Origin of the sequence: Microbispora sp. ATCC PTA-5024 (assembly GCF_000511135.2) — a bacterium.
In the GTDB taxonomy this organism is placed as follows: Bacteria; Actinomycetota; Actinomycetes; order Streptosporangiales; family Streptosporangiaceae; genus Microbispora; species Microbispora corallina.
Genome location: NZ_KI866523.1, coordinates 609,838 through 626,891, shown reverse-complemented (window position 1 = coordinate 626,891; position 17,054 = coordinate 609,838). Strand labels below are relative to the sequence as shown.

The 17,054-nt window shown below is 73.0% G+C and carries 19 protein-coding genes and 1 pseudogene; 17 read left to right on the top strand and 3 right to left on the bottom strand.

The window, feature by feature from the left end; genetic code table 11:
* Both MPTA5024_RS42185 and MPTA5024_RS15360 read left to right on the top strand, forming a co-directional pair.
* Window positions 1–341: pseudogene (locus tag MPTA5024_RS42185) on the top strand (DNA polymerase III subunit gamma and tau); the annotation flags it as partial.
* A gap of 92 nt (window positions 342–433) precedes the next feature.
* A complete protein-coding gene (locus MPTA5024_RS15360) occupies window positions 434–1,099 on the top strand; it encodes a DUF6518 family protein (RefSeq protein WP_051458212.1) in 666 nt (221 codons plus the stop codon).
* Window positions 1,100–1,192: 93 nt separating this feature from the next.
* Here the strand turns inward: MPTA5024_RS15360 and MPTA5024_RS15355 are convergent, their stop codons facing one another.
* Complete coding sequence (locus MPTA5024_RS15355) at window positions 1,193–2,608, bottom strand: GAF domain-containing protein (RefSeq protein WP_036324711.1); 1,416 nt, start codon at window positions 2,606–2,608, stop codon at window positions 1,193–1,195.
* 408 nt (window positions 2,609–3,016) lie between these two features.
* On the opposite strand from MPTA5024_RS15355, the gene MPTA5024_RS15350 reads away from it, so the two are divergent.
* The 5 genes from MPTA5024_RS15350 to MPTA5024_RS15330 all read left to right on the top strand — a co-directional run bounded on the left by MPTA5024_RS15350 (window position 3,017) and on the right by MPTA5024_RS15330 (window position 6,917).
* The gene (locus MPTA5024_RS15350; protein WP_198167169.1) at window positions 3,017–3,364 is read left to right on the top strand and encodes a YbaB/EbfC family nucleoid-associated protein; all 348 of its coding nucleotides are present in this window, start codon (window positions 3,017–3,019) and stop codon (window positions 3,362–3,364) included.
* Between the two features lie 5 nt (window positions 3,365–3,369).
* Window positions 3,370–3,969, top strand: a complete 600-nt coding sequence (gene recR / locus MPTA5024_RS15345) for a recombination mediator RecR (RefSeq protein WP_036324710.1) — start codon at window positions 3,370–3,372, stop codon at window positions 3,967–3,969.
* Window positions 3,962–4,492 carry a DUF5063 domain-containing protein gene (locus tag MPTA5024_RS15340; RefSeq protein ID WP_051458210.1) on the top strand — a complete coding sequence of 177 codons (531 nt, stop codon included), beginning with the start codon at window positions 3,962–3,964 and terminating at the stop codon, window positions 4,490–4,492. The genes recR and MPTA5024_RS15340 overlap by 8 nt, the downstream gene beginning before the upstream one ends.
* Window positions 4,493–4,578: 86 nt before the next feature.
* Window positions 4,579–5,853, top strand: coding sequence for an aspartate kinase (locus MPTA5024_RS15335; RefSeq protein ID WP_036324709.1), 1,275 nt, complete (start codon window positions 4,579–4,581; stop codon window positions 5,851–5,853).
* Window positions 5,850–6,917 (top strand): aspartate-semialdehyde dehydrogenase, encoded by a 1,068-nt coding sequence (locus tag MPTA5024_RS15330; protein WP_036324708.1) that lies wholly within the window; start codon window positions 5,850–5,852, stop codon window positions 6,915–6,917. Before MPTA5024_RS15335 ends, MPTA5024_RS15330 begins: the two co-directional genes overlap by 4 nt.
* A 28-nt stretch (window positions 6,918–6,945) precedes the next feature.
* Here MPTA5024_RS15330 and MPTA5024_RS15325 read toward each other — a convergent pair whose 3' ends face one another.
* Entirely contained in the window at window positions 6,946–7,686 is a 741-nt protein-coding gene (locus MPTA5024_RS15325; RefSeq protein WP_157099484.1) for a hypothetical protein, read from the bottom strand.
* 184 nt (window positions 7,687–7,870) lie between these two features.
* Between MPTA5024_RS15325 and MPTA5024_RS15320 the strand changes: the two genes are divergently transcribed.
* The 10 genes from MPTA5024_RS15320 to MPTA5024_RS15275 all read left to right on the top strand — a co-directional run bounded on the left by MPTA5024_RS15320 (window position 7,871) and on the right by MPTA5024_RS15275 (window position 16,926).
* Window positions 7,871–8,518: a TetR family transcriptional regulator gene (locus MPTA5024_RS15320; RefSeq protein WP_232326479.1), complete on the top strand. Its 648-nt coding sequence runs from the start codon at window positions 7,871–7,873 to the stop codon at window positions 8,516–8,518.
* Window positions 8,519–8,597: 79 nt separating this feature from the next.
* Window positions 8,598–9,542, top strand: a complete 945-nt coding sequence (locus tag MPTA5024_RS15315) for an LLM class F420-dependent oxidoreductase (RefSeq protein ID WP_198167168.1) — start codon at window positions 8,598–8,600, stop codon at window positions 9,540–9,542.
* A 200-nt stretch (window positions 9,543–9,742) separates the two neighbouring features.
* Window positions 9,743–10,567, top strand: a complete 825-nt coding sequence (locus tag MPTA5024_RS15310; protein ID WP_051458208.1) for an alpha/beta hydrolase family esterase — start codon at window positions 9,743–9,745, stop codon at window positions 10,565–10,567.
* A 117-nt stretch (window positions 10,568–10,684) separates the two neighbouring features.
* On the top strand, window positions 10,685–11,041 hold the full coding sequence (locus MPTA5024_RS15305) for a YkvA family protein (protein WP_036326282.1): 357 nt from the start codon (window positions 10,685–10,687) through the stop codon (window positions 11,039–11,041).
* 96 nt (window positions 11,042–11,137) lie between these two features.
* Window positions 11,138–11,863 (top strand): DUF1684 domain-containing protein, encoded by a 726-nt coding sequence (locus tag MPTA5024_RS15300; RefSeq protein ID WP_036324704.1) that lies wholly within the window; start codon window positions 11,138–11,140, stop codon window positions 11,861–11,863.
* A gap of 64 nt (window positions 11,864–11,927) precedes the next feature.
* A complete protein-coding gene (locus MPTA5024_RS15295; RefSeq protein WP_036324703.1) occupies window positions 11,928–13,454 on the top strand; it encodes an ABC transporter substrate-binding protein in 1,527 nt (508 codons plus the stop codon).
* A gap of 71 nt (window positions 13,455–13,525) precedes the next feature.
* Window positions 13,526–14,491, top strand: coding sequence for an ABC transporter permease (locus MPTA5024_RS15290; RefSeq protein ID WP_036324702.1), 966 nt, complete (start codon window positions 13,526–13,528; stop codon window positions 14,489–14,491).
* A 61-nt stretch (window positions 14,492–14,552) separates the two neighbouring features.
* The gene (locus tag MPTA5024_RS15285; protein ID WP_036324701.1) at window positions 14,553–15,353 is read left to right on the top strand and encodes an ABC transporter permease; all 801 of its coding nucleotides are present in this window, start codon (window positions 14,553–14,555) and stop codon (window positions 15,351–15,353) included.
* A complete protein-coding gene (locus tag MPTA5024_RS15280; protein WP_036324700.1) occupies window positions 15,350–16,159 on the top strand; it encodes an ATP-binding cassette domain-containing protein in 810 nt (269 codons plus the stop codon). The genes MPTA5024_RS15285 and MPTA5024_RS15280 overlap by 4 nt, the downstream gene beginning before the upstream one ends.
* Complete coding sequence (locus MPTA5024_RS15275; protein WP_036324699.1) at window positions 16,156–16,926, top strand: ABC transporter ATP-binding protein; 771 nt, start codon at window positions 16,156–16,158, stop codon at window positions 16,924–16,926. The genes MPTA5024_RS15280 and MPTA5024_RS15275 overlap by 4 nt, the downstream gene beginning before the upstream one ends.
* On the opposite strand, the gene MPTA5024_RS40870 is transcribed toward MPTA5024_RS15275, so the two are convergent.
* Window positions 16,923–17,054, bottom strand: a 132-nt coding sequence (locus MPTA5024_RS40870) for an integrase core domain-containing protein (RefSeq protein ID WP_157099585.1), incomplete at its 5' end; no start/stop codon positions are given. The genes MPTA5024_RS15275 and MPTA5024_RS40870 overlap by 4 nt on opposite strands.

Genomic DNA, 17,054 nt, shown 5'->3' with positions numbered 1-17,054 from the left:
CCCCCGCCGAGACCACGCCCGCGGCGACCGACGAGACCTGGCCCGACGCGCCGTCCGACGACTTCGACGCCCCCTCGCCGGGCCCCCGGCCGCCGTTCCCGGCCGCCTCGGCCCCCGTGTCGAGCCCCGGCATTGCGGCAGCGCGCGACGCCGCCAGGGCCGCGGCCCAGTCCGGTCCCCGGCCCGCGTGGCCGGACGCCGTCCCGCGCCGCCGCGCCAGCGACGTCGACGACGTCGACCCCCTGAACGACGCCGACGCCGACGTCAGCGAGCTGACCGGCATGGCCCTGATCCAGCGCGAGCTGGGCGGGCGCGTGATCGAGGAGATCGACCACTCCTGAGCCGCCGCCGCGGAGCGGGAACCCGATCCGCCACGTCGGACGAGTAGGGGTGACGGCGGCGCACGTCGTCACACCGACGCAAGGGAGCCGACGTGTCCGTGAACCACACCGCGGCGAGGCCGCGGGCGGCCGCCCCGCCCGGCGGGCCGTGGCCGATCCTGGGCCCGGCCGCCGTCGCCGGGCTCCTGGGAGGAGCGCTCACGTTCCTCGGCCAGCGGCCGCTCAGCGGGACCGGCTGGTTCCTCCTCGTGAACTCGGCTTCGCCGTGGGCCATGGTCGCCTTCTCCGCCGGCGCGCGCGTCCCCGGACGGTGGCGGACGGCCGCCGTCGCGGGCGCGACGGCCGAGGCCGGTCTCGTCGCCGGCTACTACGCGTCGGCCGCCGTCGCCGGGTTCGCGGTCGACACGGCGTCGGTGGTGGTCTGGGTCGTCACGGGGCTGGTCGCCGGCCCGGTGTACGGCGCGGCCGGGGCGTCGTGGCGCCATCCCCGGCTGCTCCCGAGAGCATCGGCCGTCGGCGTCTCGGGCGCGGTCTGGCTGGCCGACGGCGTGACGGCCCTGCGGCTGGCCACCGGCGGGGACGGCGGCCCGGGGACGGCGGCGGGGTGGTGCGCGGTGGCCGCCGGTGTCGCGCTCCCCCTGCTCCTCGGCCGTTCGGCCCGCGACCGGCTGCTCGGCCTGGTGGTTTCGGCCGTGGCCGCGGCGGCCGTCCTTGGCGCCGAGCAGGCCGTCGACTGGACGTTCCTGCACCTCGCCTGATCCGGGCGCCGAGCCCAGCCGGGACCCAGACGAGCCGCAACCGAGCTCCAGCCGAGCTCAGGAGCCCGGCCGGAACGGGCCGAACTCAAGGTCTCAGTCGTCAAGGCGGGCCAGGCGCACGCACGCCGCGGCGTGCCGGTGGTCGCCGGGCGGAACGGCCGCCACCACGTGTTCGAGAACCTCCGCGTCCTCGTATCCGCTGGGCGTCTGGGCGTACTCCCACAGGTCCTCGGGCGTGCCCCGGGCGAGCAGCTCCGATCGCACGCGGGCCTCCAGCTCCTCGCGCGCCCGCAGGACGGCCGGGGCCTCCGACCGCGGCAGCAGCGGCCCCTGGTAGAGCCGGGCCGCCACCGCCGTCGCCCCGGCGGCGAGCGCCTGCCGCGCGTCGAGGAAGTCGGCGGAGACCTCGCAGGCCAGCCGGTACGGCTTGGCGGCGATGGCCCGGCCGAGCTGGGCCCGCAGGCGGTGGATCTCGGCGCGGATGGTCACCGGGTTGCCCTCGTCGCCGTACAGGAGGAAGGACAGCCGTTCGGCGGTGAGCCCGCGGGGGTGCAGGGCGAGCAGCGTGAGGATCTCGGCGTGCCGCAGCGACAGCGGGACGCGGACGCCGTCGAGATGCGCGTACGGGTGGTCCTCTCCGAGCAGCGTGAGTCTGAGCCGGGGGACGGCGGCCTGCGCGTCGAGGGGGACGAGCCGGTACGCGTCGCCGAGCGACTCGACCAGCGCGACCCGGCCGTCCGGCAGGATGACCCGCTCGCCGCACTCGGGCAGGCGGATCCGCGGCCCGAGGCTGAGGTCGCCCGCGACGACCCGGCCGGTGAGCGTGACGAGGGCGCCCGGACGGTCGAGGTGGCGGTGGTGGCGGGACCGGAGGCTCTCGTCTCGCTCCCGCATGCCGACCGCCAGCTCGCTCTCGGCGAGCCGGGCGGCGGCGCGGACCAGGGCGACCGTGGCCGGGTGGAGGCTGCGGGTGGTGCCGCTGATGTCCACGCATCCGATCGTGCGGCCGGAGTCGGGGTCGACGATCGGGGCGCCGGCGCACGACCAGGCGTGCAGCGTCCGCGCCAGGTGCTCGCCGGAGTAGACGTACATGGGACGGCCGGTGGCGAGGGCCGTGCCGATGCCGTTCGTGCCGACGGCCTGCTCCGACCAGCGGAAGCCGTCGGAGAGGCCGATCCGGTCGGCCCGGTGCAGCACCTGCCGGTGGCCGTCGCGCCACAGCACGTCGCCGGTCGCGTCGGTGACGACCATGATGTGGGCGGCCTCGTCGGCGACCTGCAGCAGGGTCTGGCGCAGCATCGGGAGCAGCGTGCCCATGGGAGTGACAGACCGGGCCTCGCGGATGTCGCCCTCGTCGTACACGAGCGGCGCCTCGTGGCTCTCGGGGTCGATGCCGGCCTCCAGGCACCGGCGCCAGGAGTCGGAGATCACCTCGCGGGGCCCGGACTCCGCCGGCCGCTTCCCGGTCATCACGGCCTCGTGGATGCGGCGTGTCGACGATTCCGGCATCGATGGCTCCCGGGTGGGGGGTGCTGTTCTCGCGGTGCGCCTCCGTACCAGAGAGATTTGCGCCACCCCTGGGACGGTATTTGCCAATGTCCATGAGTAACCAAGTGATCGCAACCCGTATGCAACCTTGGCCTGATTACGGTTGCGACGTCATGTCGGCCGGGTGACGTCCGGCGTGGTGGAAAGGCCGGGTCCCGGACGCGTGGAGGGGGGACGGGGCCCGGCCGGTCCTTTGGTTCCGCATGGACGGGGATCGCGGGGGTAGCGCGGTCTCCGTCCGTGCGGTTTCCCTGTGGACCGGGCCGACCGGCTGGGGGGAACACGCGCGTGCGCCGGTGTCGCAACAGCGGCGGACACCGTAGGCTCGTCGCGACGAACATGTCGCTGGACGCTGAGGAGCGCACGATCGTGAATCCAGGGGATGTCAACCTCCAGCAGTTGCTGGAGCAGGCTCAGCTGATGCAGCAGCAGCTCGTCACCGCGCAGCAGGAGCTCAGCGACGCCGAGGTGGAGGGGAGCGCCGGGGGCGGCCTCGTGGTCGCGACCGTCAACGGGAGCGGGGAGCTGCTGGAGCTCCAGATCAGCCCGCTGGCGATCGACGCGAGCGACCCGGAGGAGACCGCCGAGACGCTGGCCGACCTCGTACTCGCCGCGGTGCGTGACGCCGTCCGCGCGGCCGGTGAGCTGCAGCAGGAGAAGCTCGGGCCCCTCGCGCAGGGCCTCGGGGGAGGCCTCGGCCAGCTGCCGGGGTTCTGAGACCGATGTACGAAGGGGTCGTCCAGAATCTGATCGACGAGCTCGGGCTGCTGCCCGGCGTCGGTCCCAAGAGCGCGCAGCGCATCGCCTTCCATCTGCTCGCCGCCGATCCGGCCGACGTGAAGCGGCTGGCGCACGCGCTGCTCGAGGTGAAGGAGAAGGTCCGCTTCTGCCGGGTGTGCGGGAACGTCGCCGCCGAGGAGGAATGCCGGATCTGCCGCGACCAGCGGCGCGACCCGCATGTAATCTGCGTCGTCGAGGAGTCCAAGGACGTCGTCGCGATCGAGAAGACCCGCGAGTTCCGTGGCCGCTACCACGTGCTCGGCGGGGCGATCAGCCCGATCGACGGCGTCGGACCGGACGACCTCAAGATCCGCGAGCTGATGACGCGGCTGGCCGACGGCCAGGTGACCGAGTTGATCCTCGCGACCGACCCGAACCTCGAGGGCGAGGCGACGGCCACCTACCTGGCCAGGCTCGTCAAGCCTCTCGGGCTGAAAGTGACACGACTGGCCAGCGGTCTGCCGGTGGGCGGTGACCTCGAGTACGCCGACGAGGTCACTTTGGGCCGCGCTTTCGAAGGACGGAGGCTGCTGGATGTCTGACGAGTGGAACGACCTGGCCGCGCGCGTCGCCACCCATGCGCAGAACTACGTCGACGGCCTCACCCGTCTGGCACGCGGGGAGGGCGGCGACGCGATCCTGCCGCTGCTGCTGGTGGAGGTGGCCCAGGTCAGCCTCGCGGGCACCCAGCTCGGGGCGGCGCAGGACGTGATCCTGCAGGGCAACTTCGAGCCCGCGTTGAGCGAGGACCCCGACATCGACCCCCTCCGTACGGCCCTGGCCGCGCGGCTGGGCCCGGTCGACGACTACGCCGAGGTCTTCGACCCGTACAAGGACACTGTCGTCACGCCGTACCGGCTGTCGGACGACCTGACGGCCGTGGCGGCCGACCTGATCCACGGGCTGCGGCACTTCCACGCGGGCCGCCCGCTGGAGGCGCTGTGGTGGTGGCAGTACTCCTACTTCAACACCTGGGGCAACCACGCCGGCGCCGCGCTGCGCGCCCTCCACGCGCTGGTCGCGCACACGCGGCTCGACGTGGTGGAGGAGAGCACGGTCGTCTGACCGTCCACATGCTGGTCGGCTCCGGATCTGCTTTGGGGCCCGCAAGTACACTGTGAGCTCCACGTCCTGATTCGTTGGAGATTCCAGTGGCGCTCGTTGTCCAAAAATACGGTGGTTCGTCCGTCGCCGACGCGTCCTGCATCAAGCGGGTCGCCCAGCGGATCGTCGCGACGAAAAAAGCCGGCAACGACGTCGTGGTGATCGTGTCCGCGATGGGGGACACCACCGACGAACTGCTGGAGCTGGCCAAGCAGGTGTCCCCGCTGCCGCCCGGGCGCGAGCTGGACATGCTGCTGACGTCCGGGGAGCGGATCTCGATGGCGCTGCTCGCCATGGCGATCGCCAACCTCGGCCACCAGGCGCGCAGCTTCACCGGCTCGCAGGCCGGCGTGATCACCGACTCCAGCCACGGCAGGGCGCGCATCATCGACGTGACCCCGAGCCGCATCCGGGAGGCCGTCGACCAGGGCCAGATCGCGATCGTGGCCGGGTTCCAGGGCGTCTCCCAGGACACCAAGGACATCACGACCCTCGGCCGCGGCGGCTCCGACACCACGGCGGTCGCGCTCGCCGCCGCGCTCGGCGCGGACGTCTGCGAGATCTACACCGACGTCGACGGCATCTTCACGGCCGACCCGCGCATCGTCCCGGCCGCCCGCCAGATCCCCCGGATCTCCTACGAGGAGACGCTCGAGATGGCGGCCTGCGGGGCCAAGATCCTGCATCTGCGCTGCGTGGAGTACGCCCGCAGGTTCGACCTGCCGATCCACGTCAGAAGCTCGTTCAGCACCAGGGAAGGCACCTGGGTCGTCTCCGACCCCTACAGCGAAGGAACCGAAGTGGAGCAGCCCATCATCTCCGGGGTCGCGCACGACCGGAGCGAGGCCAAGATCACTGTGGTCGGGGTGCCCGACAAGGTCGGCGAGGCCGCCGCCATCTTCCGCACGCTGGCCGACGCCGAGATCAACATCGACATGATCGTCCAGAACGTCTCGGCCGCCGCGACGGGCCGCACGGACATCTCGTTCACGCTGCCGGTGAACGACAGCCAGGTCGCCCTGGGAGCCCTGAAGAAGATCCAGAGCCAGGTGGCCTTCGAGTCGCTGCTCTACGACGACCAGATCGGCAAGGTCTCGCTGATCGGGGCCGGGATGCGCTCGCACCCGGGCGTTACCGCCAAGTTCTTCGGCGCCCTCGCCGACGCCGGGGTGAACATCGAGATGATCTCCACTTCGGAGATCCGCATCTCGGTGGTCGTCGGGCAGAACGAGGTGGACGCCGCGGTCACCGCCGCCCACCGCGCCTTCGACCTCGACTCCGACCAGGTCGAGGCCGTCGTGTACGGAGGTACCGGACGATGAGCCGCCGACCCGTCCTCGCCGTCGTCGGCGCCACCGGCGCCGTCGGCACCGTCATGCTCGACATCCTCACCAACCGCCCCGACCTGTCCGAGGCGTACGGCGAGATCCGCCTGATCGCCTCGCCCCGCTCCGCCGGCAAGGTGCTGAGCGTCCGCGGCGAGGACGTGACGGTCCAGGCCCTCGCCCCCGAGGCGTTCGACGGCGTCGACATCGCGATGTTCGACGTGCCCGACGAGGTCTCCGCCGAGTGGGCGCCGATCGCCGCCGCCCGCGGCGCGGTGGCCGTCGACAACTCGGGCGCGTTCCGGATGGACCCGGACGTCCCGCTCGTCGTGCCCGAGTGCAACCCCGAGCAGGCGCGCAACCGGCCCAAGGGAATCATCTCCAACCCCAACTGCACGACGCTGTCGATGATGGCCGCCATTGGCGCGCTGCACCGCGCGTACGACCTGCGCGAGCTCGTCGTGGCGTCGTACCAGGCGGTCTCCGGCGCCGGCGTGGTCGGCCCGGAGCGGCTGTACGCCGAGATCGAGGCCGTGGCGGGCGACCGGACGATGGGCACGGTCGCGGGCGACGTGCGCAAGGCCGTCCCCGACCTGTCCGGGTCGCCGTTCCCCGGCCCGCTCGCGCTCAACGTCGTGCCGTGGGCCGGCTCGCTCAAGGACGACGGCTGGTCGTCGGAGGAGCTCAAGGTCCGCAACGAGTCCCGCAAGATCCTCGGCATCCCCGGCCTGAAGGTCTCGGCCACGTGCGTCCGGGTCCCGGTGGTGACCACCCACTCGCTGGCCGTCCACGCGACGTTCGAGCGGGAGGTGGACGTCGAGGGCGCCCGCGCGATCCTGGAGGCGGCGCCGACCGTCGTCGTGCTCGACGACCCGGCGAACGGCGTGTTCCCCACGCCGGCCGACGTCGTGGGGACCGACCCGACCTACGTCGGCCGGATCCGCCAGGCGCTCGACTTCCCGAACACGCTCGACCTGTTCGTGTGCGGCGACAACCTCCGCAAGGGGGCGGCGCTGAACACCGCCGAGATCGCCGCGCTGGTCGCCGCCGAGTTCTCCTGACCGCCCGCCGGGCCCACCCCGGGACGTCCTAGGGGAAGAGGATGTCCCAGTGGGTGGGCTCGTCGGCGTACACCTCGGCGCCGACGGGCACGTCGGGGTCGCCCGTGGGCCGGTGGAGGCGCGCGCCGTCCCCCCGCACCTTCCACAGGGGGAACGTCCTCCTGATGTACGCGTCGACGCACCTGTTGTGGGCGATGTCGACCTTGTACCCGGCGCCGTGGCTGTAGCGGCCGCCGGAGTGGCCGACCTCGGTGCCGCCGGTGATCGTGATGTCGCAGCCGCTGGCCCGTTTGAGGTCGACCACCCGCATGACCGTGCCGTACCGGATGGTCGCCAGCGAGGTGCACCGCGGGCGGCGCCGGTCGTCGCAGCCGCCGCTGGACCGCACCCGCACCCCCGCGTCGCGCAGCAGGCCCAGCGCGTCCGGCTGGTCCATCCGCGTGCCCGCCTGTGAGGCGTCCCAGGCGTTCACGGTGGCGGGGAAGGTGCCCGCGAGGACGGCGTCGAGCGGCGGCAGGTCCGCGGCCAGGGCCTCCACCGACGCCGGGAGCCCCGTCTCCACCGGATACGGGGACGGCCCGGCCCCGGCCGGCGAGCCCCCGGCCGACGGCGCGGGCGAGGCGGGCTGTGTCGCGGCTTCCGCGCCGGTGGCGGGTGAGGGCGGGCGCGGGGTCGTGCTGGCGCCGGACGGGTCGTGCTGCATGGGCATGGAGACGAGGACGACCGCGGCCATCCCCACGACCCCCCGCCGCCACGAACGGACGTGCACGGTCTCCCCCCGTCGATGTGTCCACGTCGGATGCCGGGGGGTGCCGGCGGGGGAGCGCGCCAGACAGATCAATCCCACGGACGCGCCGCGGGACGCCCGTTCATCCGCGAGGAGTTTGCCGAGGAATGTGGATCTTGTTGTCGGTCCATGACCGCGCACGGGCACTCGCCGTACAGTGACGAGCGTGGCCGAGAAGACACGGGAGCTGATCGTCGAGACAGCCCTCCGGCTGTTCAAGGAGCGGGGTTTCGAGGCGACGACGATGCGCGCGATCGCCGCCGAGGCAGGCGTCTCGGTGGGGAACGCCTACTACTACTTCAGTTCCAAGGAGCAGATGGTCCAGGCCTACTACGACCGGGCGCAGGCGGCGCACGAGGCCGCGTCCCGTGAGCTGCTGGAGAGGGAACGGTCGTTCGCCGGCCGGCTCGGGGGCGTGCTGCGCGCGTGGGTGCGGATCTCCGAGCCGTACCACGAGTTCGCCGTGAAGTTCTTCAAGTACGCGGCCGAGCCGAGCAACCCGCTCAGCCCGTTCAGCGCCGACTCCGCGCCCGCCAGGGAGTCGGCCATCGCGATCTACCGCGAGGTCGTGCGGGGCTCGGCCGACCGGATGGACGAGGAGGTCCGCGCGGAGCTTCCCGAGCTTCTCTGGCTGCTGTCGATGGGCGTGGTGCTGTTCTGGGTGCACGACACCTCCCCCGGGTGCGCGCGCACCTACCGGCTGATCGACCGGGTGGTCCCGCTGGTCGACCGGCTCGTCGGGCTGTCCCACCTTCCCGGCATCCGCGGCATCGCGCGGGACGTCATCGAGCTGGTCCACGAGCTGCGCACGTGAGGGGACGGGCATACCGTCCGGTTGGTATGGTCGCCTGGACAGCATCGCGCCGGAAGGGGTGGCCGTGGACCGCTGGGGCATGACGATTCCGTTCTTCGGGCAGACGCCGATCGAGTCGAAGGCGCTCGTCGCCGAGCTGCCGGAGCTGGGTTACACGGACGCCTGGTCGGCCGAGGTCGGCGGCACCGACGGCTTCGTCCCGCTGGCGCTCGCCGCCGAATGGGCGCCCGGCCTGCGGCTGGGCAGCGCCATCGTGCCCGTCTACACGCGCGGCCCGGCGCTGCTCGCCATGTCGGCCGCCACACTGGCCGACGTCGCCCCCGGGCGGTTCGTCCTCGGCATCGGCGCCTCCTCGCCGGTCATCGTCCGCAACTGGAACGCCGCCGAGTTCGACCGGCCGTACGCCCGGATGCGCGACACGCTGCGGTTCCTGCGGACGGCCCTGGCCGGGGAGAAGGTCACCGCGTCGTACGAGACCTTCGACGTGAAGGGGTTCCGGCTGGAGCGGGCGCCGGCGACGCCGCCGCGGATCGTGCTGGCCGCGCTGCGCCCCGGCATGCTCAGGCTCGCGGCGCGGGAGGCGGACGGCGCGATCACCAACTGGCTGTCGCCGAGGGACGTGACCAGGGTCCGGGCCGAGCTGGGGGAGGGCGTGGAGCTCATCGCCCGGCTGTTCGTCGTGGTGACCGAGGACGCCGACGCGGCCAGGGCGATCGGGCGGCGCCTGCTCGCCGCGTACCTCACCGTGCCGGTCTACGCGGCCTTCCACGAGTGGCTGGGCCGCGGGGAGGTGCTGCGGCCCATGCACGAGGCGTGGGCGGCGGGCGACCGCCAGGCCGCGGTCAAGGCGATCCCCGACGAGGTGGTCGACGACCTCGTCGTCCACGGGGACGCGGCCGCGTGCCGGGCCAGGATCCGGGAGTACGTCGCGGCCGGTCTCGACACGCCCGTCCTCGCCCCCCTGCCCGGCGGCCCGGTCCCGGTCGAGCAGGCCGTGCGCGACCTGGCGCCCGGACTGGGCTGAGGGTGGCGCGCCCGTCCCGGCTGGGGGCCGTCCTGGCCGGTGTGCTGGTCGCGCTGGCGGCCTGCTCGTCGGCGCCATCGTCCTCGTCCTCGTCCTCGCCCGGCGCGGCCGCGCCGCCGGTGCGAGCGTCGGCGTCCGTCCCGCCGCGCGGCGCGTCCACAGGCTGTGGAAAGACCCCGCCCACAGGCGGATGGCGCGAGGTGAAGGCGGGCGGGCGGACGCTCGGCTTCCTGCTCACGCTGCCGGCCGGGTTCCCCAACACCTCGCCCGCGCCGCTCGTGCTCAACTACCACGGTCTCGGCTCGAACGCCGTCCAGCAGGACGCGTACACCCGCCTGCCCGTCGCAGGCTCCAACCTCGGCTACATCGTGGTCACGCCGGAGTCGGCCTCGGGGCTGCCCGGGTGGATCCTGCCCGGCTTCGGGCGGTTCGCGGACCCAGACATCGAGATCAAGGCGGCGGCCGCCCTGCTCGACCACCTTGAGGCGACCCTGTGCGTGGACACGACCAGGGAGTTCGCCACGGGGATGTCGAACGGCGCGGGCATGGCCGCCGCCCTCGTCTGCGGCCTGGACGGCAGGCTCGCGGCGGTCGCGCCGGTCAGCGGGCTCACCATCGCGCGGCCGTGCGCCCATCCGCGGCCGACCACGATCGTCGCGTTCCACGGGACGGGCGATCGCGTGGTGCCGTTCGACGGAGGTCCGGTGCACCTGTCCGGGCGGATCCGGGGCTACCAGGTTCCGGCGTGGCTGAGCCGGGTGCGGCTGCCGTCGTTCGAGACCACCCTGGCCCGCTGGACGCGGGCGATGGGCTGCCGGCCGTCGAGCACGAGCAGGCCCGCGCCGGACGTCACCCTGCGGACCTTCCCCTGCGCGGGCGGCGCCACCGTGGAGGCGTACGTCGTCGACGGGGGCGGTCACACGTGGCCCGGCGGCATCGCGCTCGACGCGCTCGGGCGGACGGCGAGACTCGACGCCACCGGGCTCATCCTCCAGGCCTTCGGCCACGCCGCAGCCCCCCGATGACGCCGGTACGGCGGCCTCACCGGGACGTCAGGACCTTGTACCGGCGGAACCCCGCCGGCGGCGCGGGACGTTACCACGACGGTGACAAGGGCAGTGATCGGTCCGGAGGTGGTCGGCATGGTGAAAGCAGGACGCGCGGCGGCGACCTGGCGCGCCTACCGGGAGGTCTCCCGCCCGGGCTCGCCCGGCCTCGCGGCACGGCTGCGGGCCCTGCCCCGGATGCTGCGGGCCGGCATGCGGGGGGAGTATCCCGGCCTGACCAAGGGCAAGCTGGCCATGCTCGGCATGGCGGTGGTCTACATCGTGTCCCCGATCGACGTGGTCCCGGACTTCCTGCTGGGCATCGGCGTCGTCGACGACTTCGGCGTGTTCCTCTGGCTCATGACCGCGCTGCTCGGCGAGAGCGGCCGCTACGTCGACTGGGAGACCGAGGGCGTCCACCGGACCGTCCCCGGCCGGGCGTCCCGGCGCTGAGCTTCCGGCTGGCCATAAACCCCCTTTTCTTGTAGGGTAATGCTCAAACCTCGCCAATGGTGCTGATCATGGCGCCCGACCGAAGTGAGCGACCCCATGCCCCCACTCGTCTCCCCGGCTGCCGTCGAGGCCGCGCGCGCGGACTGGGAGGCCTGGCGGACCGCCCGGCTGGCGTCCGTCGCCTCCCCGGCCGGTCCTCTGGCGCTCGTGGAGACGCACTGGCTCCAGCCGGATGAGAGCGCGTCGCTGGAGGACGCGCTCTCCGGCCGCCCTGACACGGTCAGGGCCACCTGGATCGAGCGGTCCCACATCGGCACGGGAGAGACCGAGCGCGGCATCCGGCTGTGGGACGCCGCCTCCCCGGCGATCAACCACTTCGTGACGATCGACACCTACCCCTTCGCGCCCGAGTGGGTCGCCGAGGCGACCTTCACGCCGGTGTCGGAGTCGCGGCTGCTGCCGTTCGAGCACATGCGCGACGACGGCGGCACCCGCGACCACGTGGTCCCCGGCGACATCACGTTCACGCTGGACGGCACGGCGTACAACCTGGCGGCGTTCGAGGACGAGGGGACGCTGCTCCTCGTCGTCGGCGACCGCACCAACGGCTCGGCCACCTACGGCGGCGGCCGCTTCCTGCACGTGCACCACGAGCCCGGCGCCGACCGGGTGGTGCTCGACTTCAACCGGGCGTTCGTGCCGCCCTGCGGCTTCTCCTCCCACTTCAACTGTCCGCTTCCGCCGCCCGGCAACCGCTTCGGCGTGCCCATCGAGGCGGGCGAGAAGCTTCCGGTCTTCCTCGACGGCTATCTGCCGCACTGACCCGACCCCCGCCTCACCCCGCACCACCATCGGGCGGCCACGTGGCCGCCGGCCAGGAGAAACAGTGATCAGCAAGACGACGTCGCTGCTCGGCGCCGCCCTCGCCCTCGCGCTCGCCCTCACGGCGTGCGGCGGGGGTGCCGGGAGCGCCGCGCCCGCGGCGACGGGGTCGTACGACCCGGACGCCACCATCGGGATCGGGTCCCTCTACGAGCCGCAGAACCTCGACAACACGGCGGGCGGCGGCCAGGGCGTGACCGAGGCGTTCAACGGCAACGTGTACGAGGGCCTGTTCCGGCTGACCGACGCCGGCAAGGTCGAGAACCTGCTGGCCACGAAGAGCACGGCCGCCCCGGACGGCCTGACGTACACGTTCAGGCTGAGGAGCGGGGTGAAGTTCCACTCCGGCAAGCCGCTGACCTCGGCCGACGTCAAGTACAGCATCGAGCGGGTGGTCGCCGGCGGCTCCCAGTCGGCCCGCAAGAGCCAGCTCCAGGTGATCAAGAGCATCGAGACGCCGGACGACTCGACGGTCGTGGTGAAGCTGTCCGACAAGTCGATCTCGCTGGTCTACAACCTCAGCTACGTGTGGATCGTCGACTCCCAGGCGAAGGACCTGACGACCTCCGAGGACGGCACCGGGCCGTACACGCTGGGGACCTGGAAGCGCGGTTCCTCGCTCACGCTGGAGCGCTTCCCCGGCTACTGGGGCACCCCGGCCGCGAACAAGCAGGTCGTGTTCCACTACTTCACCGACGCGACCGCGCTCAACAACGCGCTGCTGACCAAGGCGGTCGACGTGGTGACCAGCGAGCAGAGCCCGGACGCGCTGGCGCGGTTCGAGGGCGGCAAGGACTACAAGGTCAACAACGGGCAGTCGACGACCAAGCTGCTGCTGGCGTTCAACGACCGGAAGGCGCCGTTCGACAAGGTCGGCGTCCGCAAGGCGATCACCTCCGCCATCGACGACCGGAAGCTGCTCAGCTCGATCTGGGGCCGGTACGGCACGCTGATCGGCTCGATGGTGCCGCCCTCCGACCCGTGGTACGAGGACCTGACCAAGGTCAACCCGTACGACCCGGCCCTTGCGAAGAAGGAGCTGGCCGACGCGGGATACCCGAACGGCTTCTCCTTCACGCTCGACACGCCCAACTACGACCCCCACCCGACGGTGGCGACGTTCGTGAAGTCGGAGCTGGCCAAGGTCGGGATCACGGTGACGATCAACGTGATCACCGCCGACCAGTGGTACACGAAGGTCTACAAGAACCACGACTTCGCCGCGACGCTGCAGGAGCACGTCAACGACCGCGACGTGGTCTGGTACGGCGACCCGGACTTCTACTGGGGCTACGACAACCCGCAGGTGACCGACTGGGTGAAGCAGGCCGAGCGGTCGGACACGGCGGACGGGCAGACGGCGCTGCTGAAGAAGGTCAACGAGCAGATCGCGGCCGACGCGGCCAGCGACTGGCTCTACCTCTACCCGCAGATCGTCGTCGCCTCCACATCGCTGTCGGGCTACCCCGTCAACGGCCTGAACTCCCAGTTCTACGCGTACGGCATCAAGAAGGCCGGCGCGGGAGGCTGACCGCGGCGCCCCGGCCCCGCGCGGCCGGGGCCTCCGCACGTCCCCGTGTTCCCACCGATCGGTCCTCGCCCATGACTGCTTACCTGCTGCGCCGGACGGCGTTGCTCGTCGTGTCGCTGCTCCTGGCCGGCATGGTGCTGTTCCTGCTGCTCCGGCTGCTGCCGGGCGACCCGGCCAACTCGCTGCTGTCGGTCGGCGCGACGCCCGACCAGATCGCCGCCGCACGCCACCAGATCGGGTCGGACCGGCCGCTGCCCGAGCAGTTCGCCTCCTGGCTCGGCCAGATGGCCGCGCTCGACCTCGGCGCGTCGTTCGTCAGCACGCTCCCGGTCGGCCCGGAGATCGCCTCGCGCCTCGTCGTCACGGTCCCGCTGACCCTGCTGGCCTTCCTGCTCGCGGTGGTGATCGCCGTGCCGGTCGGGTTCCTGGCCGCCCACCGGGCCGGCACCTGGTACGGCTCGCTGCTGAGCGCGCTGTCGCAGCTCGGCGTCGCGGTCCCGGTCTTCTGGGTCGGCATGCTCCTGATCACGGTCTTCTCGCTCTCGCTCGGCCTGCTGCCGGCCGGGGGCTTCCCGCAGGACGACTGGGCGAGCCCCGCGGACGCGCTGACCTCGCTGACGCTGCCCGTCGTCACGGTCGCGCTGGTCATGTCGGCCTCGCTGATCCGCTACGTCCGCTCGGCCACCCTCGACGTGCTCGGCGCCGACTACCTGCGCACGGCCCGCGCGCTCGGCTCCTCGTTCACCCGGGCGATGTGGCGGCACGGGCTCCGCAACGCCGTCGTGCCGGTGGTGTCGATCCTCGGCATCGAGCTGGCCACCACGTTCCTCGGGGCCGTGGTCGTGGAGAGCGTGTTCGCCCTGCCCGGGCTCGGGAGCATGCTGGTCAAGGGCTTCGCCCAGCACGACTACCCGGTCATCCAGGGGGTCCTCGTCGTCAGCACGCTCGGCGTGCTGCTGATCGGGTTCGCGGCCGACGTGGTCCAGCGGCTCATCGACCCCCGGCTGCGCCGCTCGCTCGCCCGGGAGGCCGGGTGACCGCGCAGCAGATCGGCGAGGCGGAGGCCCGCCGCCCGCCCGCCGCCGCGTCCCGCGCTCGGTGACGCTGCTGACCGGCTGCGTGCTCGCCGGGCTGGTCGTCGCCGTGGCCGTCGTGTCGCTGTTCTGGCTGCCGTACGCGCCGGACGACACCTCGGGCGACCGGCTGATGCCGCCGGGCCTGCCCCACCTGCTGGGGACCGACAAGCTCGGCCGCGACCTGCTCACCCAGCTCATGATCGGGGCCCGGGTGGCGCTGGAGGCCGGCGCCGGGTCGGTCCTGATCGGCGGCGTGGCCGGCCTCGCGGGCGGGCTGGTCGCCGGATTCGCCACCCGCTGGATGGACGACGCGCTCTCGGCGTTCCTCGACATCCTCATCGCGTTCCCCACCGTGCTGCTGGCGATGCTGGTCACGGCCGCGAGGGACGCCTCGCTCGGCTCCGCGATCATCGCGATCGGGCTGGCGATGTCCGCGATCGTCGCGCGGCTGGCCAGGGTGCTGGTCAAGCGTGTGCTGGCGCAGGACTACATCACGGCGTCCCGCACCTCGGGCACCTCGTGGCCCAGGATCGTGGTCACGCACGTGCTGCCGAACATCTGGCCGACGCTGTCGGTCAACCTGGCCCTCCAGTTCGGGCTGGCCGTGCTGGCGGAGGCCAGCCTGTCGTACCTCGGCCTGGGCACGCCGCCCCCGAACGCCTCCTGGGGCCGCATGCTCCAGGAGGCCCAGGCGAGCGTGTTCATCGCGCCGGCCGGGGTGATCGCGCCCGGCGTGCTGCTCGTCGTGCTGGTCGTCGGCGTCAACCTGATCGCGGACGGCGTCCGGGACGTGGCCGACCCGACCCGGAGGAGGACGCGGTGACCCTGCTCGACGTCGCCGGGCTCACGATCCGCGCGGGCGGCCGCGAGCTCGTGTCCGGCGTGTCGTTCTCCGTCGAGCCCGGCGGGCGGCTGGGCCTGATCGGCGAGTCGGGATCGGGGAAGTCGCTCACCGCGCTGGCCGTCCTCGGCCTGCTCCCGCCCGGAATGACCGCCTCCGGCGCCGTCGTCCTCGACGTCCCCGGCGCGGGCCGCACGGACGTCCTCGGGGCCGGGGAGCGGCGGCTGAACCGGGTGCGCGGCCGGGCTGTGAGCGCGGTCTTCCAGGAGCCGCTCACCGCCCTCGACCCGCTCATGCGGGTGGGCCGGCAGATAGCCGAGCCGCTGCGGCGAAGGCGCGGGCTGCGCGGCCGGGCGCTGCACGCGGCCGTCCTAGCGGCGCTGGAGGAGGTGCGGCTGGCCGATCCCGAGCGCGTCGCCCGGGCCTACCCCCACGAGGTCTCCGGCGGCCAGCGCCAGCGGGTGGCCATCGCGATGGCCCTCGCCTGCGACCCGGCCCTGCTCGTCGCCGACGAGCCCACGACGGCGCTGGACGTCACCGTGCAGGCCGACGTCCTCGCGCTGCTCGACGGCCTGGTGGCCGGCAGGGGCATGGCCCTGCTGTTCATCAGCCACGACCTGGCCGTGGTCGCCCGGGTGACCGAGCGGGTCGTGGTGCTCAGGGACGGCCGGGCCGTGGAGTCCGGGAGCGTCGGGGAGGTCGTGCGCGCGCCGCGCCACCCGTACACACAGGACCTGGTCGCGAGCGCCCGGCACCTCGACCGCGCGCTGGACTGGAGGACGCCGTGACCGGACCCGTCCTGGAGGCGCGGGAGGTGCGCTTCGCCTACGGCCGGTCGGCCCCCGTCCTGGAGGACGTGTCGGTCGCGGTGACGCCCGGCCGCAACCTCGCCCTCGTCGGCGAGTCGGGGGCGGGCAAGACGACGCTGCTGCGCCTGCTCCTCGGGCTCGCCCGGCCCACCGGCGGCGCGATCCGCTACGACGGCCGCGACCTGGCGCCGCGCGACCGCGCCCTGATGCGGGAGTTCCGGCGGGGCGTGCAGACCGTGTTCCAGGATCCGTACTCGTCGCTCGACCCCCGTCAGCGGGTGAGCGGGATCGTGTCGGAGCCGCTCCGCTCGCTGGGCCTGCTGGACGGCGTCCCGCGGGACGCCGCGCGCTCCCGCGTCGCCGAGGCGCTGCGGGCGGTCGGGCTGCCCGAGGACGCGGCGGGGCGCTACCCCCACGAGTTCTCCGGCGGGCAGCGCCAGCGCATCGCCATCGCCCGCGCGATCGCGTGCGGGCCGCGCGTCCTGCTCGCCGACGAGCCCGTCAGCGCCCTGGACGTCTCGACCCGGGTGCGGATCGTCGACCTGCTGGCGGAGCTGCGGGAGACCCGCGGGCTGACCGTCGTCATGGTCTCGCACGACCTCGCCGTGGTGGCCGCCCTCTGCCAGGAGGTGGCGGTGCTGGAACGGGGACGGATCGTGGAGAGCGGGGAGACCGCCCAGGTGCTCGGCTCCCCCCGCCACCCCTACACCCGCCGCCTCGTCGACAGCGTCCCCCGGCTGCCCTAGATGTACTGCCCAGGCAGGTTGGTGACGCGGCTGATGGGTGGCTGGCCTTTCAGCGCGGTGTGTCCGCGGTGATGGTTGTACATGTGCAGCCAGGGATCAAGTGCGGCGCGGCGCTCGGCCTCTGAGGC